The following is a 16,294-nucleotide window of genomic DNA, read 5'->3' on the forward strand; positions in this document are numbered from 1 at the left end:
TACAGTTCCAGGGCGTGGATCACACGGGGTCGATCACTACTCTGATCGCGTGCCCACCGCGGAAGAAGCATCGAGATCACTCATCGCTGCGGCGTTCGAATTGCGTCGAGCGCTGCGGGAATACATGGCTACGTCAGGCACCGACGCGACTTTGCCCGAGGCACAATCCGAAGTACTTCACGATGTCGCACACCACCCGGGCACTCGCATCGGGGCTGTCGCCGACCGTCTCTCCAGACGCCCGAACACCGTCAGCACACTGGTGCGCATCCTCTCCGACAAAGATCTGATCGAGCGACGGCCCGATCCCACGGACGGCCGAGTGAGCACGCTTTACGTGAAGGACGAGCGAAGCGCGCGACGGGACCGTCGGTCCGAACTACGCATCGGTGTCCTCGCCGAAGAACTGGAGTCCCTCGACGAGGGCGACCTCGACACATTGTCCGCTGCCATCGACATCCTCGACCGTGTCAATCGATCATTGCGAGATCACGCGCCGCGATGACGCTGCTCAGGTGACTTTCCCGCTCTTCTCGTAGACGTCGGCAAAACGCTTCATCTGCTCCGTGATGCCCGTCAGGCTGTACCCCGTACGAAGTTCGACCGACGCAACCTGACCCGAAACCACAGCCGGAAGCCTGGTGAAAGTCGGCGAATTGAGCTCCGGTGCATCCGACCAAGTCGGCGGAATCAGGAGGAGATCAGCCGGAAAGACGCCCGGCTCTTCCCAACTCGCCGACGCCCAGAAACCGTCCTCGCTGTCGAGCTTGGCGAATTCGACGCCCATCGTTTCGAGAATACTTCCGAGCGGAGTCCATCCCGGCACCGCGTAGTCAAGGCTCGACTCCAACGGAATCACGTATGCAACAGAGATGTTCGACCGCGAAGTGGCCAATTCACGCACCCGCTCACCGAGTGCACTCAACTCTTCCCGTTTCGCCGCGTAGACCGGTGAGGTGTCGGTGCCACCGATACCCTGGACCAACGAACTGAAGCTGTCCAGCGCCGCTTGCGCCCCGTCGGTGATCTTGACACCGGCAATGGGAGCGACCCCTTCGACGCGAGCGATATCGTCGCCCCAGATGCTGCCGAAGTTTCCACCGTTGTACGAACTCCAGATGTCGATGACTAGATCCGGGTCCACAGCCAGGAGTTTCTCGGCGCTGATGTCCGTGTCGGTCTCGCTGACATGGGCAATTCCACTGAAGTCGAATGCATTCAATGTTGATTCGTCCAGCCTGGAAAAGCCGATGATGCCGACCGGCACGACGCCGTATTCGAGCAGCACCGACGCGGTGTCTGCCGTCGCTACGATGCGTTCGGGGCTCTTGTCGAGCGAAATCTGCTGACCACGCGCATCGACATACGTCCACGCATCACCGTCGGACTTCGTGTCGGTCGTGGAGGTGCCACATGCTGCCAGCACCGTCGAAAGTGCCACTGCCACAGCCATGAAGATGGCCCTGCTACCGCGTTTCGAACGCGGCGCAACAAAATCGATCACTTCTGCCCCATGCTGTCGAGCGGGTCTCGAGAGAACCCCGAACCCGGAAAGTAAAGTAAGCCTCGCCTACATGGCTAACGGTAGAACGGATCAGGAGATGACGCAATCGCGGAGTTTTGTCAAAGAATGTCGAAATCCGATCAACGGTCCGCAGTCTTTCGAAATGCCATCGGCGTGACACCGGTGGACTGCTTGAAGGCGGCGACAAAACTACTGGGCGTCGAGTATCCGACCTGTTCTGCCACATCGGCGACCGCAACATCTTGGCCGAGTAGGGACATCGCCACGTTCATCCGAAGCAGTACTCGCCACTGGCCGAAACTCACGCCGGTGTCAACCTTGAATCGACGAGCCAAAGTGCTGGTGCTGACGCCGATCTCGTTCGCCCAGTCCCCGAAACTGCGTGGATCCTCCGGATGAGACAACAGGTCGCGTGCAATCCGGCCGACCGGGCCCGAATCTGGGATCTTCATCGCTCCGCGCTCGTCGCCGGGAACAACGAGGTCGAAGAACACTCGCTCGGCGCGGCGCCTCGCGTCGTCCGACATCTCGCGAGCACTCAGATGCAGAAACAACTCGTAGAGTAGCGGCGTGCCGTGTACCGCAACCGGGTGATCACCGAGCGAAGGCCCCTGCCCTACAGCGCAATACACCGTCAGGAACTGCGCACCCGCGGCAACGCGCACCGAGTGTCGATGCAGTGCCGGTATCCACAGCCCTCGTCCCGGCAGCAACGTCCACATCTGGGCGCCTGAGCGCACAACCACAATGCCGGAACGAGGGAACAGAATCTCGTTCGACCGGTGTGCGTGGGTTTCCCATGTAACCGGTTGATCAGCGCTCGACGCTCCACCCCACAGAACCAAATCTTCGGGTTCGTCGTCCAATTCGTGTTCGGATACCACCAACTCGTCGATCGACGGCACGCCCCACCGGAGCCAATCGCCGTCGATCTCGGATTTTGTCCGCCTCACGTCTACATCCCTGAATCGAGCGTCGTCTGTCCAGGTGACTGTAACCGCTGCCCACGCCGAGCAGGTGCGGCAGGAAGTCGATCCACCGCACCTGCTGACGAGTCACCGCCTTAGTTCATGTCGTTCGCAATGATGTTCTCGATATTCCGTTCGGCCAGAGCGGTGATGGTGACGAACGGATTGACTCCCACATTGCCCGGTACGAGGGATCCATCCATGACGTACAGACCCGGGTACCCCGGCAGACGACCGTAGCCGTCGGTCGCCTTGCCGAGCACACAACCGCCGAGGGGGTGGTACGTCAACTGATCGCCCCACGTCTGCGTCGGGCCGAAGAGGTCGGTCCGGTAGATCGTGCCTTCCTTCTTGTTGATCTTGTCGAAGAGCTTCTTCGCCATGTCGATCGACGGCTGGTTCTGCGAGCGCTGCCAGTTCAATCCGACTTTGCCTGATGCCGAGTTGAATTGGAACTGAGCACGTTGCGGATTCTTGGCAATCGCCAAGTACAGGCTGACCCACAGTTCGGTACCGGCCGGGAAGGGTGCGATTTCCGCAAAGACGGGAGCGGATGTGTCGGCCCAGTTGTCGATACCCATCACGGGGATCGCCGACTGCTTCGCACCGGTGGCGTCCCACATGTGATTGGCGCGGCCCACCATCACGTTGCCGTTGTGACCCCATTCCTGTCCAACTGCACCCGGCAAATTCGCCAGCTGCCCTTGCGCTTTCATCGCGACCAGGAGCTTGCTGGTCCCGATACTGCCGGCCGCGAAGAAGACCTTGTCCGCCGTCACTGTCTTGGTGCCGACGGTATTGCCCTGCTCGTTGATCTGGTTCATCACCACTTGATAGCCACCGCCGGTCGCGGCCGGGGCAACCGAGGTCACGACGTGCAGAGCTGAAATGGTGAGCTTGCCGGTGGCGGATGCCGCAGCGAGGTACGTTTTGTCCAGTGACTTCTTTCCGGCATTGTTGCCGTAGATGACCTCACTGACCAGAGCGGACTTGGTGACCTGGCCGGCAGCTTCCTGCTTCATGTAGTTGAAGTCGTAGACATTCGGAACGAACGTTGTTGTGTAACCGGATCTCTCAGCGGTCTTTCGCCCCGTCCGCGCGAACTTGTAGTACTCGGTCGATTCGAACCAGGCCGGGTCGATGTTGTTGACTCCGAGCGCAGCGTTGGCCCGCGGGAAGTACGTCGAGTACATCTCGTTGGAATCGACCCCGGGCAGGATCTCTTCGAAGTAGTTGCGCTTGGGTGTGACCGCCATACCGCCGTTGACCAGTGACCCACCGCCGACCCCTCGGCCTTGGTAGACCTTGATCCCGCCGAAGTCCTCGGCGTCGAGAACGCCGACGTAGCGGCTGATGTTCTTGTCCACCGAGCCGCCGGAAAAGTGTGAAACCGGTTGAACTGTACGGTCTCTGAGCCAGAAGGACCGTCCGTCAGGAGAGAGCATCGGGCAGAAGACCTTGCCGTCGGACCCCGGAGTGGTCCACGACTTCCCCATCTCGACCATGTGCGTGTCGATACCGGCCTGCGTCAGGCGAAGTGCCGCAACGGCACCGCCGTATCCACTGCCGATCACGAGCGCGGGGACACGGTCTCCGTCGTTCAATGCTCGTCTGGGCGCAGCGGCCGCCGTGGTCCACGAGGACGAGAGTGCGGCGGCCCCCACAGCTAATCCTGTTGCTGCCAAGAAGTTTCTACGCGAGAGCGTGGAATTGGTACGTGCGTGCCGTTCGTTGGATCCAGCGCGAATGCTCAAGTGTGCCCTTCTCTTTCCGTGACCCCCGCGCTGAGATATACCGGGAGAAACCGAACGAGAAGTCCATACTCGTGGGTAACTTCAAGGAACCGTTGATTTTCCATGAAAAGGGCCGATGAACAGAAAGTTCACCGGCCCTCCGAAAGAACGAGTCAGGGAATTGAGATGCGACCTTCGACGGCGCCGAGTCCGATGTCCTTGCGGAAATGACCACCGGGAAGCTTGACGTCGGCGATCTTTGCGTAGGCGTCGTCGCGAGCTTCGGTCAGATCCTTGCCCACTCCGACAACACTCAGCACACGCCCGCCTGCCGAGACGACGGCACCGTCTTCACGCTTCTTGGTACCGGCGTGCAGGACTCCGTCGGCGTCCGCTCCGGTGATCACGTCGCCGGTGCGTGGGGTTGACGGGTAGTTCTCCGCGGCAATCACGACCGTGACAGCGGAACCGTCGCGCCACTGCAACGGACCGACCGAATCGAGTGTTCCGGTCGAGGCCGCATTGAGTAGACCGCCCAGCGGCGTTTCGAGGAGGGCAAGCACGGCCTGAGTTTCGGGGTCACCGAACCGGCAGTTGAATTCGACGACGGCCGGGCCGTCGACACCGATCGCCAGACCGGCGTAGAGAAGGCCGGAGAAACTGCTACCGCGCGCGACCAACTCGGCAGCGACGGGCTTGACGACGTCATCGACGATCTGCGTGACCATCTCGTCGGGCAGCCACGGCAATGGGGTGTACGCGCCCATACCGCCGGTGTTGGGTCCGGAGTCTCCGTCGCCGACACGCTTGTGGTCCTGAGCCGGGAGCAGCGGGATCACAGTTTCGCCGTCGACGAGGCAGAAGAGCGAAACTTCCGGACCGTCGAGGAAGGACTCGAGGAGAACCGGGTGTCCGGTCTCGAGCAGTTCTGCGGCATGATCGCGCGCGGCGAGACGATCCGTCGTGACGACTACGCCCTTACCCGCGGCCAATCCGTCGTCCTTGACCACCCAGTTGGGACCGAAGCGGTCGAGTGCTTCGTCGAGCTTGGCCGGATTGTCGACGATCTCACTGTGAGCGGTCTTGACGCCGGCGACAGCCATCACGTCCTTGGCGAAAGCCTTCGATCCCTCGATGCGGGCGGCGTCGGCCGAAGGCCCGAAGCAGGCGATACCTGCTGCGCGCACCGCGTCTGCGACACCGAGGACCAGCGGAACCTCGGGTCCGATGACGACGAGGTCGGCTTCGACCTTCTGGGCCAGCGCGGTAACCGCGTCACCCGAAGCGACGTCGATGGGGTGCTGCTCGGCGATTTTTGCGATCCCGGCATTGCCAGGCGCGCAGATCAGGGCCGTGACACCTGGATCGCGAGCAAGAGAGAGAAGGAGGGCATGTTCACGGGCTCCGGAGCCGATTACTAGTACGCGCACGGGGAACAGACTACGGCCTGCGATAACAGCGCTCTCGGAGTGTCACTCACGGGGCCAAGGTCCCAGCGTTCGGCCTTTGTGCGAAATATCCGTTTCGAGATGAGATCATATGAATACCTGAATAGGTGAACAGATGTTTTCGGACACCTGTCCACCAAGGAAAGGACACCCGTGAAACTCCACAAACCAGGCGTTCTGACGCTCACCGCAACCGCCGCAATCGGCGCACTTCTGATCACGTCGTGCAGTAGCCCGACTGACACCGACTCCTCGGGCAACAACGACGGCCTGGTCTTGGCCGACGGCTACGAGCTGGGCGGCTACAACCCGGTCGCAGGCTTCGGCGCTGCCGGTGAGGCCAAGATGTACGACGGCCTCGTCCGACTCACCGGAGGTACCGGCATGCCGGGATTCGAGCCGTCTCTGGCCGCGGAGATGCCCACTGCCAACGCCGACGCGACAGTCTGGACGGTCAAACTCCGCGACGGGGTCACCTTCTCTGACGGATCGACCTTCGACGCCGCCGACGTGGTTGCCACGTACAAGGCGATCCTCGATCCCGCTTCCGCCTCCGAAGCGCGTTCGTCGTACGACATGATCAGCGATGTCGTGGCCGTCGACGACAACACAGTCGAGTTCCGCCTCGCGTACTCGTATGCGCCCCTGCTGACGAAAATGCTGATCGGCATGGTCCCGTCGGAATCCCTCGCGACACCCGGACTTGCCGCCGAATCGCCGTTGAACACCGCGCCTGTCGGTACGGGTCCGTACACACTCGTCGATCTCTCACCGGATCGAGCGGTCTTCGAGGCGAACGAGAACTACTGGGACGGTGCACCGGAGATCAAGAAGCTCACTCTCCTCTACGTTCCGGACGACAACACCCGCGCCCAACGTATGGTGTCCGGCGAGATCGACGGAACCAATCTCCCTCCACTGCTTGCCAATACGTTCTCGGGCAAAGACAACATGTCGGTGACTGCCCATCAGTCAGCGGACTGGCGCGGTCTCTCACTTCCGACGAACAATCCCGTGGCAGGCGACAAAGCCGTACGAATGGCGCTCAACCTCGCCGCCGATCGCCAGTCGATGATCGACAACGTCCTGGGCGGACACGGCCGCGTCGCCGCCACTCCGATCCCCGAGGTCTACGGCGATTCGTACAACCCGAACGCAACCTTCGCCTACGACCCGGCCGAGGCCGAGCGAATTCTCACCGAAGCGGGCTGGATCGAAGGTGCCGACGGAATCCGTTCGAAAGACGGTCAGCGGGCGCAGTTCACGATCATGTACAACTCCGTCGACACCGTTCGACGTGATCTCGCTCAGGCATTTGCCTCCGATGCTCTCGCTGTCGGCATCGAGGTGGATCTCGAAGCGCTCTCCTGGGACCGCATAGACCCTCGAATCAACCAGGATTCGACGCTTCTCGGTGGTGGAGACGAACCTTTCGATCCAGACACGCAGGCGTACGACGCGCTGAACTCGAAGTACATAGCGCCCGGGGTCGGCAGCATCTACGACAACGCCAGCGACTACTCCAATCCAGCAGTCGACGCAGGCCTGGAAGTAGGACGCCGCAGCCTGGATCAGGCAACGCGTGACGCCGCGTATCGCGACGTGCAGCAGGCGTACGTCGAGGATCCCGGATTTGTCATCCTCGTATTCCTCGACCATACGTACGTTTCGAAGGATTCGGACTGGCAGATGTCCGGACCTGTACTCGAGCCACACTCACACGGTGTGACCTGGGGCCCGTGGTGGTCACTGCAGACGTGGGCCAGAGGGCAATGACAGCTGTCGACGTTCGGGTAGACGCGCGGCAATCGCTCGACCACCGTGGCAACTCCCGCCGAAAGGCCATCCTCACGATGGTCGGTCGGCGGGTGTTGTTCATCGTGCCCGTGATCGCCGTGGTGTCCGCGGGACTCTTTGCCGCCGCCGCGATCTCACCGTTCGATCCACTTGTCGGCTACCTGGGCACGCGATACATGACGACCAGCGACGCGGACAAAGCGTTGATCGCCGATCAGATGGGTTTCGACAACCCCTGGTACAGCACGTACTGGAATTGGCTCCAGGGCGTGTTCACCGGTGATCTCGGGATCTCCAGATCGTTCAATCAGCCTGTTTCCCAAGTTATCTCCGAGCGTCTGCCATGGACCCTGCTGCTGGTCGGTATCTCACTCCTCATCGCGATTCTCGCCTCGCTGACACTCGGTGTTCTCGCCGGAATCCGCAGTGGAGGATTCTTGGACAAGACCGTGTCCGGGCTGAGCGTCGTGGTCCAAGGACTTCCGCCGTTTGTCTTGTCGCTGGGTGCCATCGCGCTCTTCGCGTTGACTCTCGGCTGGCTCCCGGTCGCCGGGTTGACCGACGGGGGTGCCGATCCCACACCGGGACAGGTGATCCGGCACTTGGTCCTACCGGTGACGGTCCTCTCCATCTCGCAGATGCCGTGGCTCCTACTCGCGGTCCGAGAATCCGTCGTGGGTTCGAAAAGTGAGGGATTTGTCGCGGGCGCCGTAGCACGCGGAATCCCGACGCCGACCATCACGAAACGCCACATACTGCCGACCTCACTGGCGCCTTTCGTGAACATCGTCGGCGTGCGACTGCCCGAGCTGATAGTCGGGGCAGTGCTGGTGGAAGAGGTCTTCAGTTGGCCAGGGATCGCCGGCGCCATCGTCTCGTCAGCCCGTGACCTCGACATGGCACTGCTCGCGTTCCTCACCGTCGGTACGACATTGACGGTCATGCTCGGCTCACTGATTGCCGACGTCCTCGTTGCAGTACTCGACCCGAGAGTGAGTACCGATGGCTGAACGACGCTTCAAGATCGCCGTCGGCGTGCTGATCCTCGTGGCGCTGTACGCGGCGTTGGTCCCATGGTTGGCCGACGTCGACGACCGAGTCACAGACTTCTCGGCGGCTCGCCTGGCTCCGTCGTTCGATCACCCGTTCGGAACTGACTCGGCGGGCCGAGATCTGTTCGTGCGCATAGCTGCAGGCATCAGAACCTCACTTCTGATCGCACTCGCCTGCGCGCTGCTCGCCACGGTGATCGGCGTCGCCGTCGGCACTACGGCCGGACTGGTCGGCGGCTGGGTGGACAGGTTCGTCATGCGCGGCACCGATGCCGTCAACGCACTCCCCCACCTGTTGCTCGGCATCGTCATCGTCGCGATGTTCCGTGGAAGCATTGCCGCCATCGTGCTTTCGATCGCACTGACCCACTGGACCCAAGTGGCCCGGATCATCCGCTCCGAGATCTTGAGTCTGCGCGAGCGTCCCTACATCGACGCCGCCATTCTCGCGGGAGCCAGTCGACGTCACGTGATCATGCGCCACCTCGTGCCGGCGACGGCGCCACAGGCTTTGATCGCAGTCGTTCTCCTGCTGCCCCACGCCGTCTGGCACGAATCGACGTTGTCCTTCCTGGGATTCGGCCTTCCCCCGCACAAGCCCAGTCTCGGGACGCTTCTCGAAGAGGCACGCAGTTCTCTGCTCCTCGGCGGTTGGTGGACGCTGGCATTCCCCGCCGCAGTTCTCGTGATCGCCACCGTCGCAGTTGCCGTCGCCGGTTCGGCCCTGCGGTCGATGCTCACGCCCCCTCGACCTTCGGAGTTGCGACTGTGAACCACGGCCTGCGCATCGAATCTCTCACCGTCAGGATCCCTCTACTCGGAGGATCGGTAGTTCACGCTGCGAGCGACATCGACCTCGACGTTCCAGCCGGCACGGTGACCGCACTTGTCGGGGAATCGGGGTGTGGCAAGTCGATCATCGCCACCTCGGTCATGAACATGTTGCCGCCGAATGCTTCTCGAACCGGAACGGTCACCGTCGGAACACCGGACCTCGAGATCGACGTCTTCTCCGGCACCGCGTTCCGTGGGCGGCACGTGGCTCTCGTCCCACAATCCGCCGCAACACATCTCACCCCCGTCCGGACTGCGCGATCGCAACTACAGGAGACGATCGACGCACTCGGCAGCGATCACACTTGCGATGCCTTGGCACTTCGCGTCGGACTCGAACCGTCGGCCCTGGACTGCTACCCGCACGAACTGTCGGGCGGCATGGCGCAACGCGTGGCCATTGCCGGTGCGCTGGCCGGGAATCCGTCGGTGATCGTCGCAGACGAACCCACCGCCAACCTCGACCGCGAACTCACCGACCACGTCATGGGATTACTTCGAGAGTGCGCGGACGCCGGAGCGGCGGTCCTGCTCATCACCCATGACCTGGCATCCCTTACCCGCAGCGGTGTCGCGGATCGACTTGCCGTCATGTACGCATCACGCATCATGGAGACCGGTCCGGCCGCGCTGGTGTTCCAAGATCCGCTTCACGATTACACCCGAGACCTTCTCGGCGCCTTACCTTCCAGAGGTTTGACTCCCATGCCGGGATCGCCACCGCAACTCACCGATCTCCCCGAGGAGTGCGTCTATCACCTACGACGCCCGGAGTCGAAACAATCCGGTGGCCCGACCGAACTGGTCACGTTGGGTGACCGCACGTACCGAACGCTGCGGAAGGTGGGCTGACATGAGTCTGCAAGCTCTGGGAATCACCAGCGGTTACCGTCGCAACCGGCCAGTTCTCGAGAACGTCTCGCTCGAGATTCCGTCGGGAAAGCTGATCGGCCTGACAGGGCCTTCGGGCACCGGAAAATCAACACTTGCAAGGATTCTCGCTTCGCTGGATGCACCGTGGTCAGGCGAAGTGCGGATCGACGGATCACCCGTTGTGGGTACCAGATTCTCGGTACCCGCGGCACTACGCGGCACGGTGTCCATGCTGTTTCAGTCACCTCGCGCATCGACCGACCCTCGGCAGACGCTCGCCTCGATCATCGGCCAACCGGGTGACATTGCCAGTAGGTCAATCGATGTGGCCGCGCTGGCAGCAGAAGTTGGCCTCACTCCCGATCTCTTGTCGCGCAGACCACACCAGGTGAGCGACGGCCAACTACAGCGCGTCTGCCTGGCGAGATCGCTGGCGCAACAACCGAATTACCTCATCTGTGACGAGGCGACGGCGATGCTCGACGCCGCCACGACGGCCGCGCTCATTCGGTTGATCGAGAGTCGCGCCGCCGAAACCGGCGTCGGTGTATTACTCATCAGCCATGATCGCGAATTACTCGGCGCCTGCTGCGACGTGGTCCACAACCTCGACAGTATCAGCGCTTAGCCCCTGCGAAATCGACCCTTGACCCGAACGTATGTTCGAGTATGATTTGGAGAGGGGATCGGGGGATTCAATGAGCGTCTTGTTGTCGGATGTGGTGTCTGGTTCTGCGGTGGGGTTACGCGGACGCCTGTGGCGGTTGACTGCTGCCGAGTTGCGTGAGGCTGCTGTCGAGGCGAGTGCGGAGATTCTTCGTCTCGAAGCTGTGCGTGTGGCGGTGGTGGACGAGTTGTCGTTGCGCCCGGATGATCAGGTGATTGCCAGCCGCGGAGTGGGTGCGTGGTTGGCGGGCAACACGATGCTGCAGGTTCGGGACGGGAAGAAGATCGCCGCGCTGGGTGCAGCTTTGCGGCCGTTTCCGGCGGTCGCGGCTCGGTTCGATGGCGGGGACTGCTCCTTCGAGCATGCCGTGTTGATCGTGGCGTTCTGTGAATCACCACCTAAAGGCATGCCAGACGCCGCGCTCCCTCGCTGTATCGACCTACTGCTTGCGGCTGCGTCGGGTGTGGAAGCGACGACGACGAAGGTGCGGAACGTAATCGCGACCTTGGAGCGGTTGTTCGAATCCGATGAGATCCCGCCCGCCGAAGATGTCGACCGGAACGAGTTGCGGATCGCCTCGACATTGAACGGTCGGGTGGTGGTGCGCGGCGATTTCGACGCCCTCACCGGCGAAATGCTGCTCTCCGCGTTGTCGAATCTGACGATGCCCACCCCGGCACCGGACGGAACCCCCGACGCCCGGTCGGCAGCGAAGCGGACCGCGGACGGGTTCACCGAACTGATCCGCCGGTACCTCGACTGCGCCAAAACCGGCAAAGACGGTGGCCAACGTCCGCACGTGAACGTGCACATCAATGCCCATGATCTCGCTGAGCATCGAGACTGCGCCGCCACACCCTCCACTGCTGATGGTGAAGCGTCTCTGTCGGATCTCGATGTCGGGCACATGCCCTGGCTCGGACCACTCTCGGTCTCGCAGACCAGACTCCTCGGCTGCGACTGTTTCCTGTCGACCGTTCTGCTCGACGATCACGGCGCGCCCTTGGATGCGCAACCAGGGAAGAGGTTGGTCACCGCCGAACAGCGAGTGGCGTTGATCGCCCGAGACAGAGGCTGCGCCTTCCCGGGCTGCACATGCGTGCCCGCCTGGACCGATGCACACCATATCCGGCACTGGGCCAATGGTGGCCCGACGGTGATGAACAACCTGGTCCTGCTGTGCCGTTCACACCACCGACTGATGCACCGAAAATCAGGGTTCGTCGGCAAATGGGAAATCCGAATAGGAGTCGACAACAAACCCTGGTTCATCCCGCCACCCTCGATCGACCCGCAGCAGCACCCGCGGCCGGCGAACACCACCTTCAAAACCTGAGGACGAACCTCAGGCATACAACTTCACGCCAGGTCCGCATCGGAGGAAGCACCTCCGATGCGGACCTGGCGTGCGTTCCTGTTGGTCAGCCTGCAACCGTCAAGTCGTAGAGGGTCACCCCGTCCACCGTTGTGGCGGTGAAGTTTTCGGTCACCCACGTCGAGATAGCGGTAGCGGTGCCTTCGGCGTTCATACCGCCACCCATCCCACCGCCAGCGATGAAGAAGTGAATCTTGCCCTCTGCCACGTACTGCTGGAACTGCGCGAGCGTCGGCGACGGATCGCTCCCGTTGAACCCTCCGATAGCCATGACCGGTGACTGCGTCGCAAGCTGATAACCCGATGCGCTGTTGGACCCGATTGCCGCGGCTACCCACGTGAACTGGTCGGAGTTCTCTTCGAGAGCGGACACAACAGCGGCTCCCGGCGTGCTGCCCTGCAGTAGACCACCGGCACCGCCTCCCATTGCGCCTCGCGTCCCGTCGGTGGTCGGCGTGGTACCGCCCGGAACTGTTGCACCACCGGGCATCTGACCCATTCCTACAGAGGGCGTGCCCGGCATTCCGGTCCCAGCCCCGTCAGTCCGACGGTTACCGCCATCAGCCGTGCCACCGAAGCCTCCGCGGCCACCGCCGGGCCCGCCCATTCCACCTTCGACGCTCGGTCCGGCCGAAACTATGGAACCGGTATGCGGAGTGTTGATCGTGTCGATCGCGTATGCAGTCGGACCTGCCAGACCGGTGAAGATCGCTGCGAGAATCACTGCTACAGCCAATCGACCTCGCGTCACTGCCGGAATCAGCACTGCCACGGCACTGACGATGCCGACCACCAGAATGGTCCAGCGAAGCCACGGTACGAACGTAGGCGAGCGTCCGAGCAGTACCCACGCCATCGCGACGGTTGCGGCCAAGGACACCGCCAGAATGATGCGAACCCAGAGGACGTCACGATGACGCCACGCCACTACCGATCCTGAACCGATCAGCGCGGCGATCGCCGGCGCCAGCGCAACGGTGTAGTAGGCGTGGAAGATTCCCGCCATGAAACTGAAGGTCAGTCCGGTCACCAACAGCCACAGTCCCCAGACGATGAATGACGCGCGCTGTGTATCAGCGCGGGGTGCCCTGCCTCGCAGCACGATTCCAGCCACCAGAAGTATCAGCGCAGCAGGAATCAACCAGGCGATCTGTCCGCCCTGGGCCGATTCGAACAGTCGGGTAATGCCGGTACTCCCCCACATACCACCGCCGGCCCCACCACCTGGTGCCATACCTCCCCCTGCCATACCACCTGCGGCCTCGCCCATACCGGGGAAACCGCCCGCAGCAGCGCCGGCCGCGGCATCACCAGCACCGCGCATTCCGCCGCCGCCGACGCTTCCGGTCTCGTTGCCGCTCAAGCGCCCGAGCCCGTTGTAGCCGAGCGTCAGTTCGAGAATCGAATTGTTCTGTGAACCACCGATCCACGGACGCGAGTCGGCCGGCCACAGTTCGACGATTGCCAACCACCATCCGGCGGAGACGATCAGTCCGCCCAGTGCCGCGAACAGTTGGAGTACGCGCTTACCCAGTTTCGGCGGTCCGGCGATCAGATAGGTGAGCGCCAGCGGTGGAACCACCAACATGACCTGTAATTGCTTTGTCAGGAAACTGAATCCGCAGAAGATACCGACCAGCACGAGCCAGCGGGTGCGGCCGTCCTGCACGGCGCGCATCATCGCCCACACTGCTGCGATCATCAGGAGCACCAGCAGAGCATCCGGGTTGTTGAACCGGAACATCAGCGCCGCTACGGGTGTGAGCGCAAGTACCAGGCCCGCGAGGAGGCCGGCGGCCGCACCGAAATACCGTCGAACCGTTCCCCACAACAGTGCAACCGATCCGACCCCGAGGAGTGCCTGCGGCACCAACATCGCCCAGGAATTGAGTCCGAAGATGCGAACCGACAGCGACATCAACCACAGGGACATGGGCGGCTTGTCGACGGTGATCGAGTTTGCAGCGTCCGAGGAGCCGAAGAAGAAAGCCTTCCACGACACCGAACCTGCCTGTACCGCAGCGGCATAGAACGAGTTGGCCCATCCGGATGCACCCAGGCCCCAGATGTAGGCGACTCCGGTGCCCACCAACAACACTCCCAGTGCCCACGGTTCCCAGCGCACCTGACGTTGCGGTTCCGGCGCTGGCAGCGGCGCGGCGAGTGTCTCTGCAGTGGCGGTCATCGATTGGCTCCTACGGATTGTGCGGTGCGAAACACCCAGCGCAGTGCGATGAATCGACTCACTGTGGCAACAAGATTGGCAATGACGAGTACGGCAAGCTCCACGTGCTTGGAAGCGTCGGGCGCCATGACGTCGAGCACGAACAACGATCCGCTGGTGAGCAGTAGACCGAACCCGAACACGAGCAGGCCCTGCATCTGGTGACGAGCGGATCCTTCCGACCCTCGGATCCCGAAGGTGAAGGCCCGGTTGGCGGCGGTGTTGAATACCGCGGTCACAAGCAATGCGACGGCGTTGGCCCACTGCGCACCCATGATCGAGTGCAGAGCGAGGTAGAGCAGCGCGTACGCGAGCGTCGAAATGACTCCCACCACGGCAAAGCGTGAGAGCTGCCCGACCATTCCTCGTGGAACTCCGGGAACCAACGGTTCACGTCCGAAACTAGCCCTGAGCTCAGCCAATGGAAGGGAACCGGTAGACAGTGCTCGCCCGACACGGACCACACCTTTGAGGTCGGCAACTGCCGTGGCAATGATGTCCACCCGACTGTCCGGGTCGTCCACCCAGTCGACAGGGACCTCGTGAATCCGCATGCCCGCTCGCTCGGCCAGCACCAGCAATTCGGTATCGAAGAACCACCCGGTGTCCTCCACCAGCGGAAGTAGTTGCCGTGCAACATCGACGCGCATGGCTTTGAATCCGCACTGGGCGTCGGAGAAGCGAGCATGCAGTGCACTTCGGAGGATGAGGTTGTAGCTACGTGAGATGAACTCACGCTTGGGACCGCGCACCACGCGGGACGATCGTGCCAGCCGGGAACCGATGGCGATGTCCGAGTGTCCGGAGAGCAACGGAGCAATCAACGGCATCAGGGCGTTGAGGTCGGTCGAGAGGTCGACGTCCATGTACGCGACCACGTCGGCATCGGAGTCGCTCCATACCTGCCGCAGTGCTCGACCGCGACCCTTCGCATCCAGGTGGACGACCCGGACGTCGTCGAATTCTTCGGCGAGGGAACGTGCGAGTGCCAACGTGCCGTCGACACTGGCGTTGTCCGCGATGGTAATTCGTGCAGAGAACGGCACCTGCGTGCGTAAATGCCGGCGCAGGCGCCGCACGCACGTCTCGAGGCCTGCCTCTTCGTTGTATACCGGGACGACCACGTCCAGCACTACAGTCGTCGCGGAGACCTCCTCTGCGTCCGTGCTGCCCGCGGTCTGCATGGCTTCTGTCGTCATGCGTCCTAGATTTGTCGGGCCGGCTCCGACGAACCTGCGTCCAGCCTGGGAGTTTCCTGGCAACCGGACGCGGGCTAACCTCGGGGTATGCCTTCAGTCTTCAGTGCCATCATCAACGGGGATCTACCAGGACGTTTCGTGTGGGAGGACGAGGACGTCGTCGCGTTCTTGACCATCGCGCCGGTAACGCAGGGCCACGTGCTTGTGGTTCCGCGAGCCGAGGTCGATCAGTGGCAGGACGTGGATCCTGAACTCTTTGCCAAGGTCACCGCTGTTGCCCGCAACCTCGGCCAAGCCGTGCGTAAGGCGTTCGACGCGCCTCGGGCGGGTCTCCTCATCGCAGGTCTGGAAGTTCCGCATCTTCACGTTCATGTTTTCCCCGCATACGACATGGGGAACTTCGACATCAGTGGCGCCGACACCTCGCCGTCACCCGAATCTCTCGACGAGGCACAGGCCAAACTCAAGTCGGCGCTACGCGACCTAGGCTTCGAGGCAACTGTCTCGACTCGTTGATCGCATACCTTCGACCGAATTTCGCTGGCCGATAACTGGACTCCCCGCCGCAGCCTCCAACGGAGGTTGCGGCGGTCGCATTT

At 62.3% G+C, this 16,294-nt stretch carries 14 protein-coding genes; 8 read left to right on the top strand and 6 right to left on the bottom strand.

Annotated features, from left to right (window positions below; translation table 11 throughout):
* Positions 1-49 precede the first annotated feature (49 nt).
* A complete protein-coding gene (locus tag ACYP01_RS10140; protein ID WP_459679766.1) occupies positions 50-505 on the top strand; it encodes a MarR family winged helix-turn-helix transcriptional regulator in 456 nt (151 codons plus the stop codon).
* A gap of 6 nt (positions 506-511) precedes the next feature.
* On the opposite strand, the gene ACYP01_RS10145 is transcribed toward ACYP01_RS10140, so the two are convergent.
* From ACYP01_RS10145 to purD, 4 genes are all read right to left on the bottom strand, one after another.
* Positions 512-1,453: a substrate-binding domain-containing protein gene (locus tag ACYP01_RS10145; protein ID WP_050794081.1), complete on the bottom strand. Its 942-nt coding sequence runs from the start codon at positions 1,451-1,453 to the stop codon at positions 512-514.
* Positions 1,454-1,644: 191 nt separating this feature from the next.
* Positions 1,645-2,478 carry a helix-turn-helix domain-containing protein gene (locus ACYP01_RS10150; RefSeq protein ID WP_054825451.1) on the bottom strand — a complete coding sequence of 278 codons (834 nt, stop codon included), beginning with the start codon at positions 2,476-2,478 and terminating at the stop codon, positions 1,645-1,647.
* A 110-nt stretch (positions 2,479-2,588) separates the two neighbouring features.
* Positions 2,589-4,247 (bottom strand): GMC oxidoreductase, encoded by a 1,659-nt coding sequence (locus ACYP01_RS10155; protein WP_459679768.1) that lies wholly within the window; start codon positions 4,245-4,247, stop codon positions 2,589-2,591.
* A gap of 152 nt (positions 4,248-4,399) precedes the next feature.
* Positions 4,400-5,656, bottom strand: coding sequence for a phosphoribosylamine--glycine ligase (purD, locus tag ACYP01_RS10160; protein WP_007734401.1), 1,257 nt, complete (start codon positions 5,654-5,656; stop codon positions 4,400-4,402).
* A 171-nt stretch (positions 5,657-5,827) separates the two neighbouring features.
* Between purD and ACYP01_RS10165 the strand changes: the two genes are divergently transcribed.
* The 6 genes from ACYP01_RS10165 to ACYP01_RS10190 all read left to right on the top strand — a co-directional run bounded on the left by ACYP01_RS10165 (position 5,828) and on the right by ACYP01_RS10190 (position 12,233).
* On the top strand, positions 5,828-7,450 hold the full coding sequence (locus tag ACYP01_RS10165; RefSeq protein WP_459679771.1) for an ABC transporter substrate-binding protein: 1,623 nt from the start codon (positions 5,828-5,830) through the stop codon (positions 7,448-7,450).
* Entirely contained in the window at positions 7,447-8,481 is a 1,035-nt protein-coding gene (locus ACYP01_RS10170; RefSeq protein ID WP_397524560.1) for an ABC transporter permease, read from the top strand. Before ACYP01_RS10165 ends, ACYP01_RS10170 begins: the two co-directional genes overlap by 4 nt.
* Positions 8,474-9,295, top strand: coding sequence for an ABC transporter permease (locus tag ACYP01_RS10175; protein ID WP_007734397.1), 822 nt, complete (start codon positions 8,474-8,476; stop codon positions 9,293-9,295). Before ACYP01_RS10170 ends, ACYP01_RS10175 begins: the two co-directional genes overlap by 8 nt.
* Positions 9,292-10,209, top strand: coding sequence for an oligopeptide/dipeptide ABC transporter ATP-binding protein (locus ACYP01_RS10180; protein ID WP_003945893.1), 918 nt, complete (start codon positions 9,292-9,294; stop codon positions 10,207-10,209). Before ACYP01_RS10175 ends, ACYP01_RS10180 begins: the two co-directional genes overlap by 4 nt.
* A gap of 1 nt (position 10,210) precedes the next feature.
* A complete protein-coding gene (locus tag ACYP01_RS10185; protein ID WP_459679774.1) occupies positions 10,211-10,858 on the top strand; it encodes an ABC transporter ATP-binding protein in 648 nt (215 codons plus the stop codon).
* Positions 10,859-10,928: 70 nt separating this feature from the next.
* A complete protein-coding gene (locus ACYP01_RS10190) occupies positions 10,929-12,233 on the top strand; it encodes an HNH endonuclease signature motif containing protein (RefSeq protein ID WP_459679777.1) in 1,305 nt (434 codons plus the stop codon).
* Between the two features lie 85 nt (positions 12,234-12,318).
* Here ACYP01_RS10190 and ACYP01_RS10195 read toward each other — a convergent pair whose 3' ends face one another.
* Together ACYP01_RS10195 and ACYP01_RS10200 are read right to left on the bottom strand one after the other, a co-directional pair.
* A complete protein-coding gene (locus ACYP01_RS10195; RefSeq protein WP_459679779.1) occupies positions 12,319-14,457 on the bottom strand; it encodes an ArnT family glycosyltransferase in 2,139 nt (712 codons plus the stop codon).
* Positions 14,454-15,695 carry a bifunctional glycosyltransferase family 2/GtrA family protein gene (locus ACYP01_RS10200; protein WP_007734387.1) on the bottom strand — a complete coding sequence of 414 codons (1,242 nt, stop codon included), beginning with the start codon at positions 15,693-15,695 and terminating at the stop codon, positions 14,454-14,456. Before ACYP01_RS10200 ends, ACYP01_RS10195 begins: the two co-directional genes overlap by 4 nt.
* 87 nt (positions 15,696-15,782) lie before the next feature.
* Between ACYP01_RS10200 and ACYP01_RS10205 the strand changes: the two genes are divergently transcribed.
* Entirely contained in the window at positions 15,783-16,211 is a 429-nt protein-coding gene (locus ACYP01_RS10205) for an HIT family protein (protein ID WP_459679782.1), read from the top strand.
* Positions 16,212-16,294: the final 83 nt, after the last annotated feature.

It is taken from the genome of Rhodococcus sp. no. 34 (genome assembly GCF_054589475.1).

Coding starts and splice junctions, on each gene's coding strand:
- ACYP01_RS10200 (WP_007734387.1), bottom strand. CDS start 15,695: ATGACGACAGAAGCCATGCAGACCGCGGGCAGCACGGACGCAGAGGAG.
- ACYP01_RS10145 (WP_050794081.1), bottom strand. CDS start 1,453: ATGGCTGTGGCAGTGGCACTTTCGACGGTGCTGGCAGCATGTGGCACC.
- ACYP01_RS10175 (WP_007734397.1), top strand. CDS start 8,474: ATGGCTGAACGACGCTTCAAGATCGCCGTCGGCGTGCTGATCCTCGTG.
- ACYP01_RS10195 (WP_459679779.1), bottom strand. CDS start 14,457: ATGACCGCCACTGCAGAGACACTCGCCGCGCCGCTGCCAGCGCCGGAA.
- ACYP01_RS10205 (WP_459679782.1), top strand. CDS start 15,783: ATGCCTTCAGTCTTCAGTGCCATCATCAACGGGGATCTACCAGGACGT.
- ACYP01_RS10190 (WP_459679777.1), top strand. CDS start 10,929: ATGAGCGTCTTGTTGTCGGATGTGGTGTCTGGTTCTGCGGTGGGGTTA.
- ACYP01_RS10170 (WP_397524560.1), top strand. CDS start 7,447: ATGACAGCTGTCGACGTTCGGGTAGACGCGCGGCAATCGCTCGACCAC.
- ACYP01_RS10185 (WP_459679774.1), top strand. CDS start 10,211: ATGAGTCTGCAAGCTCTGGGAATCACCAGCGGTTACCGTCGCAACCGG.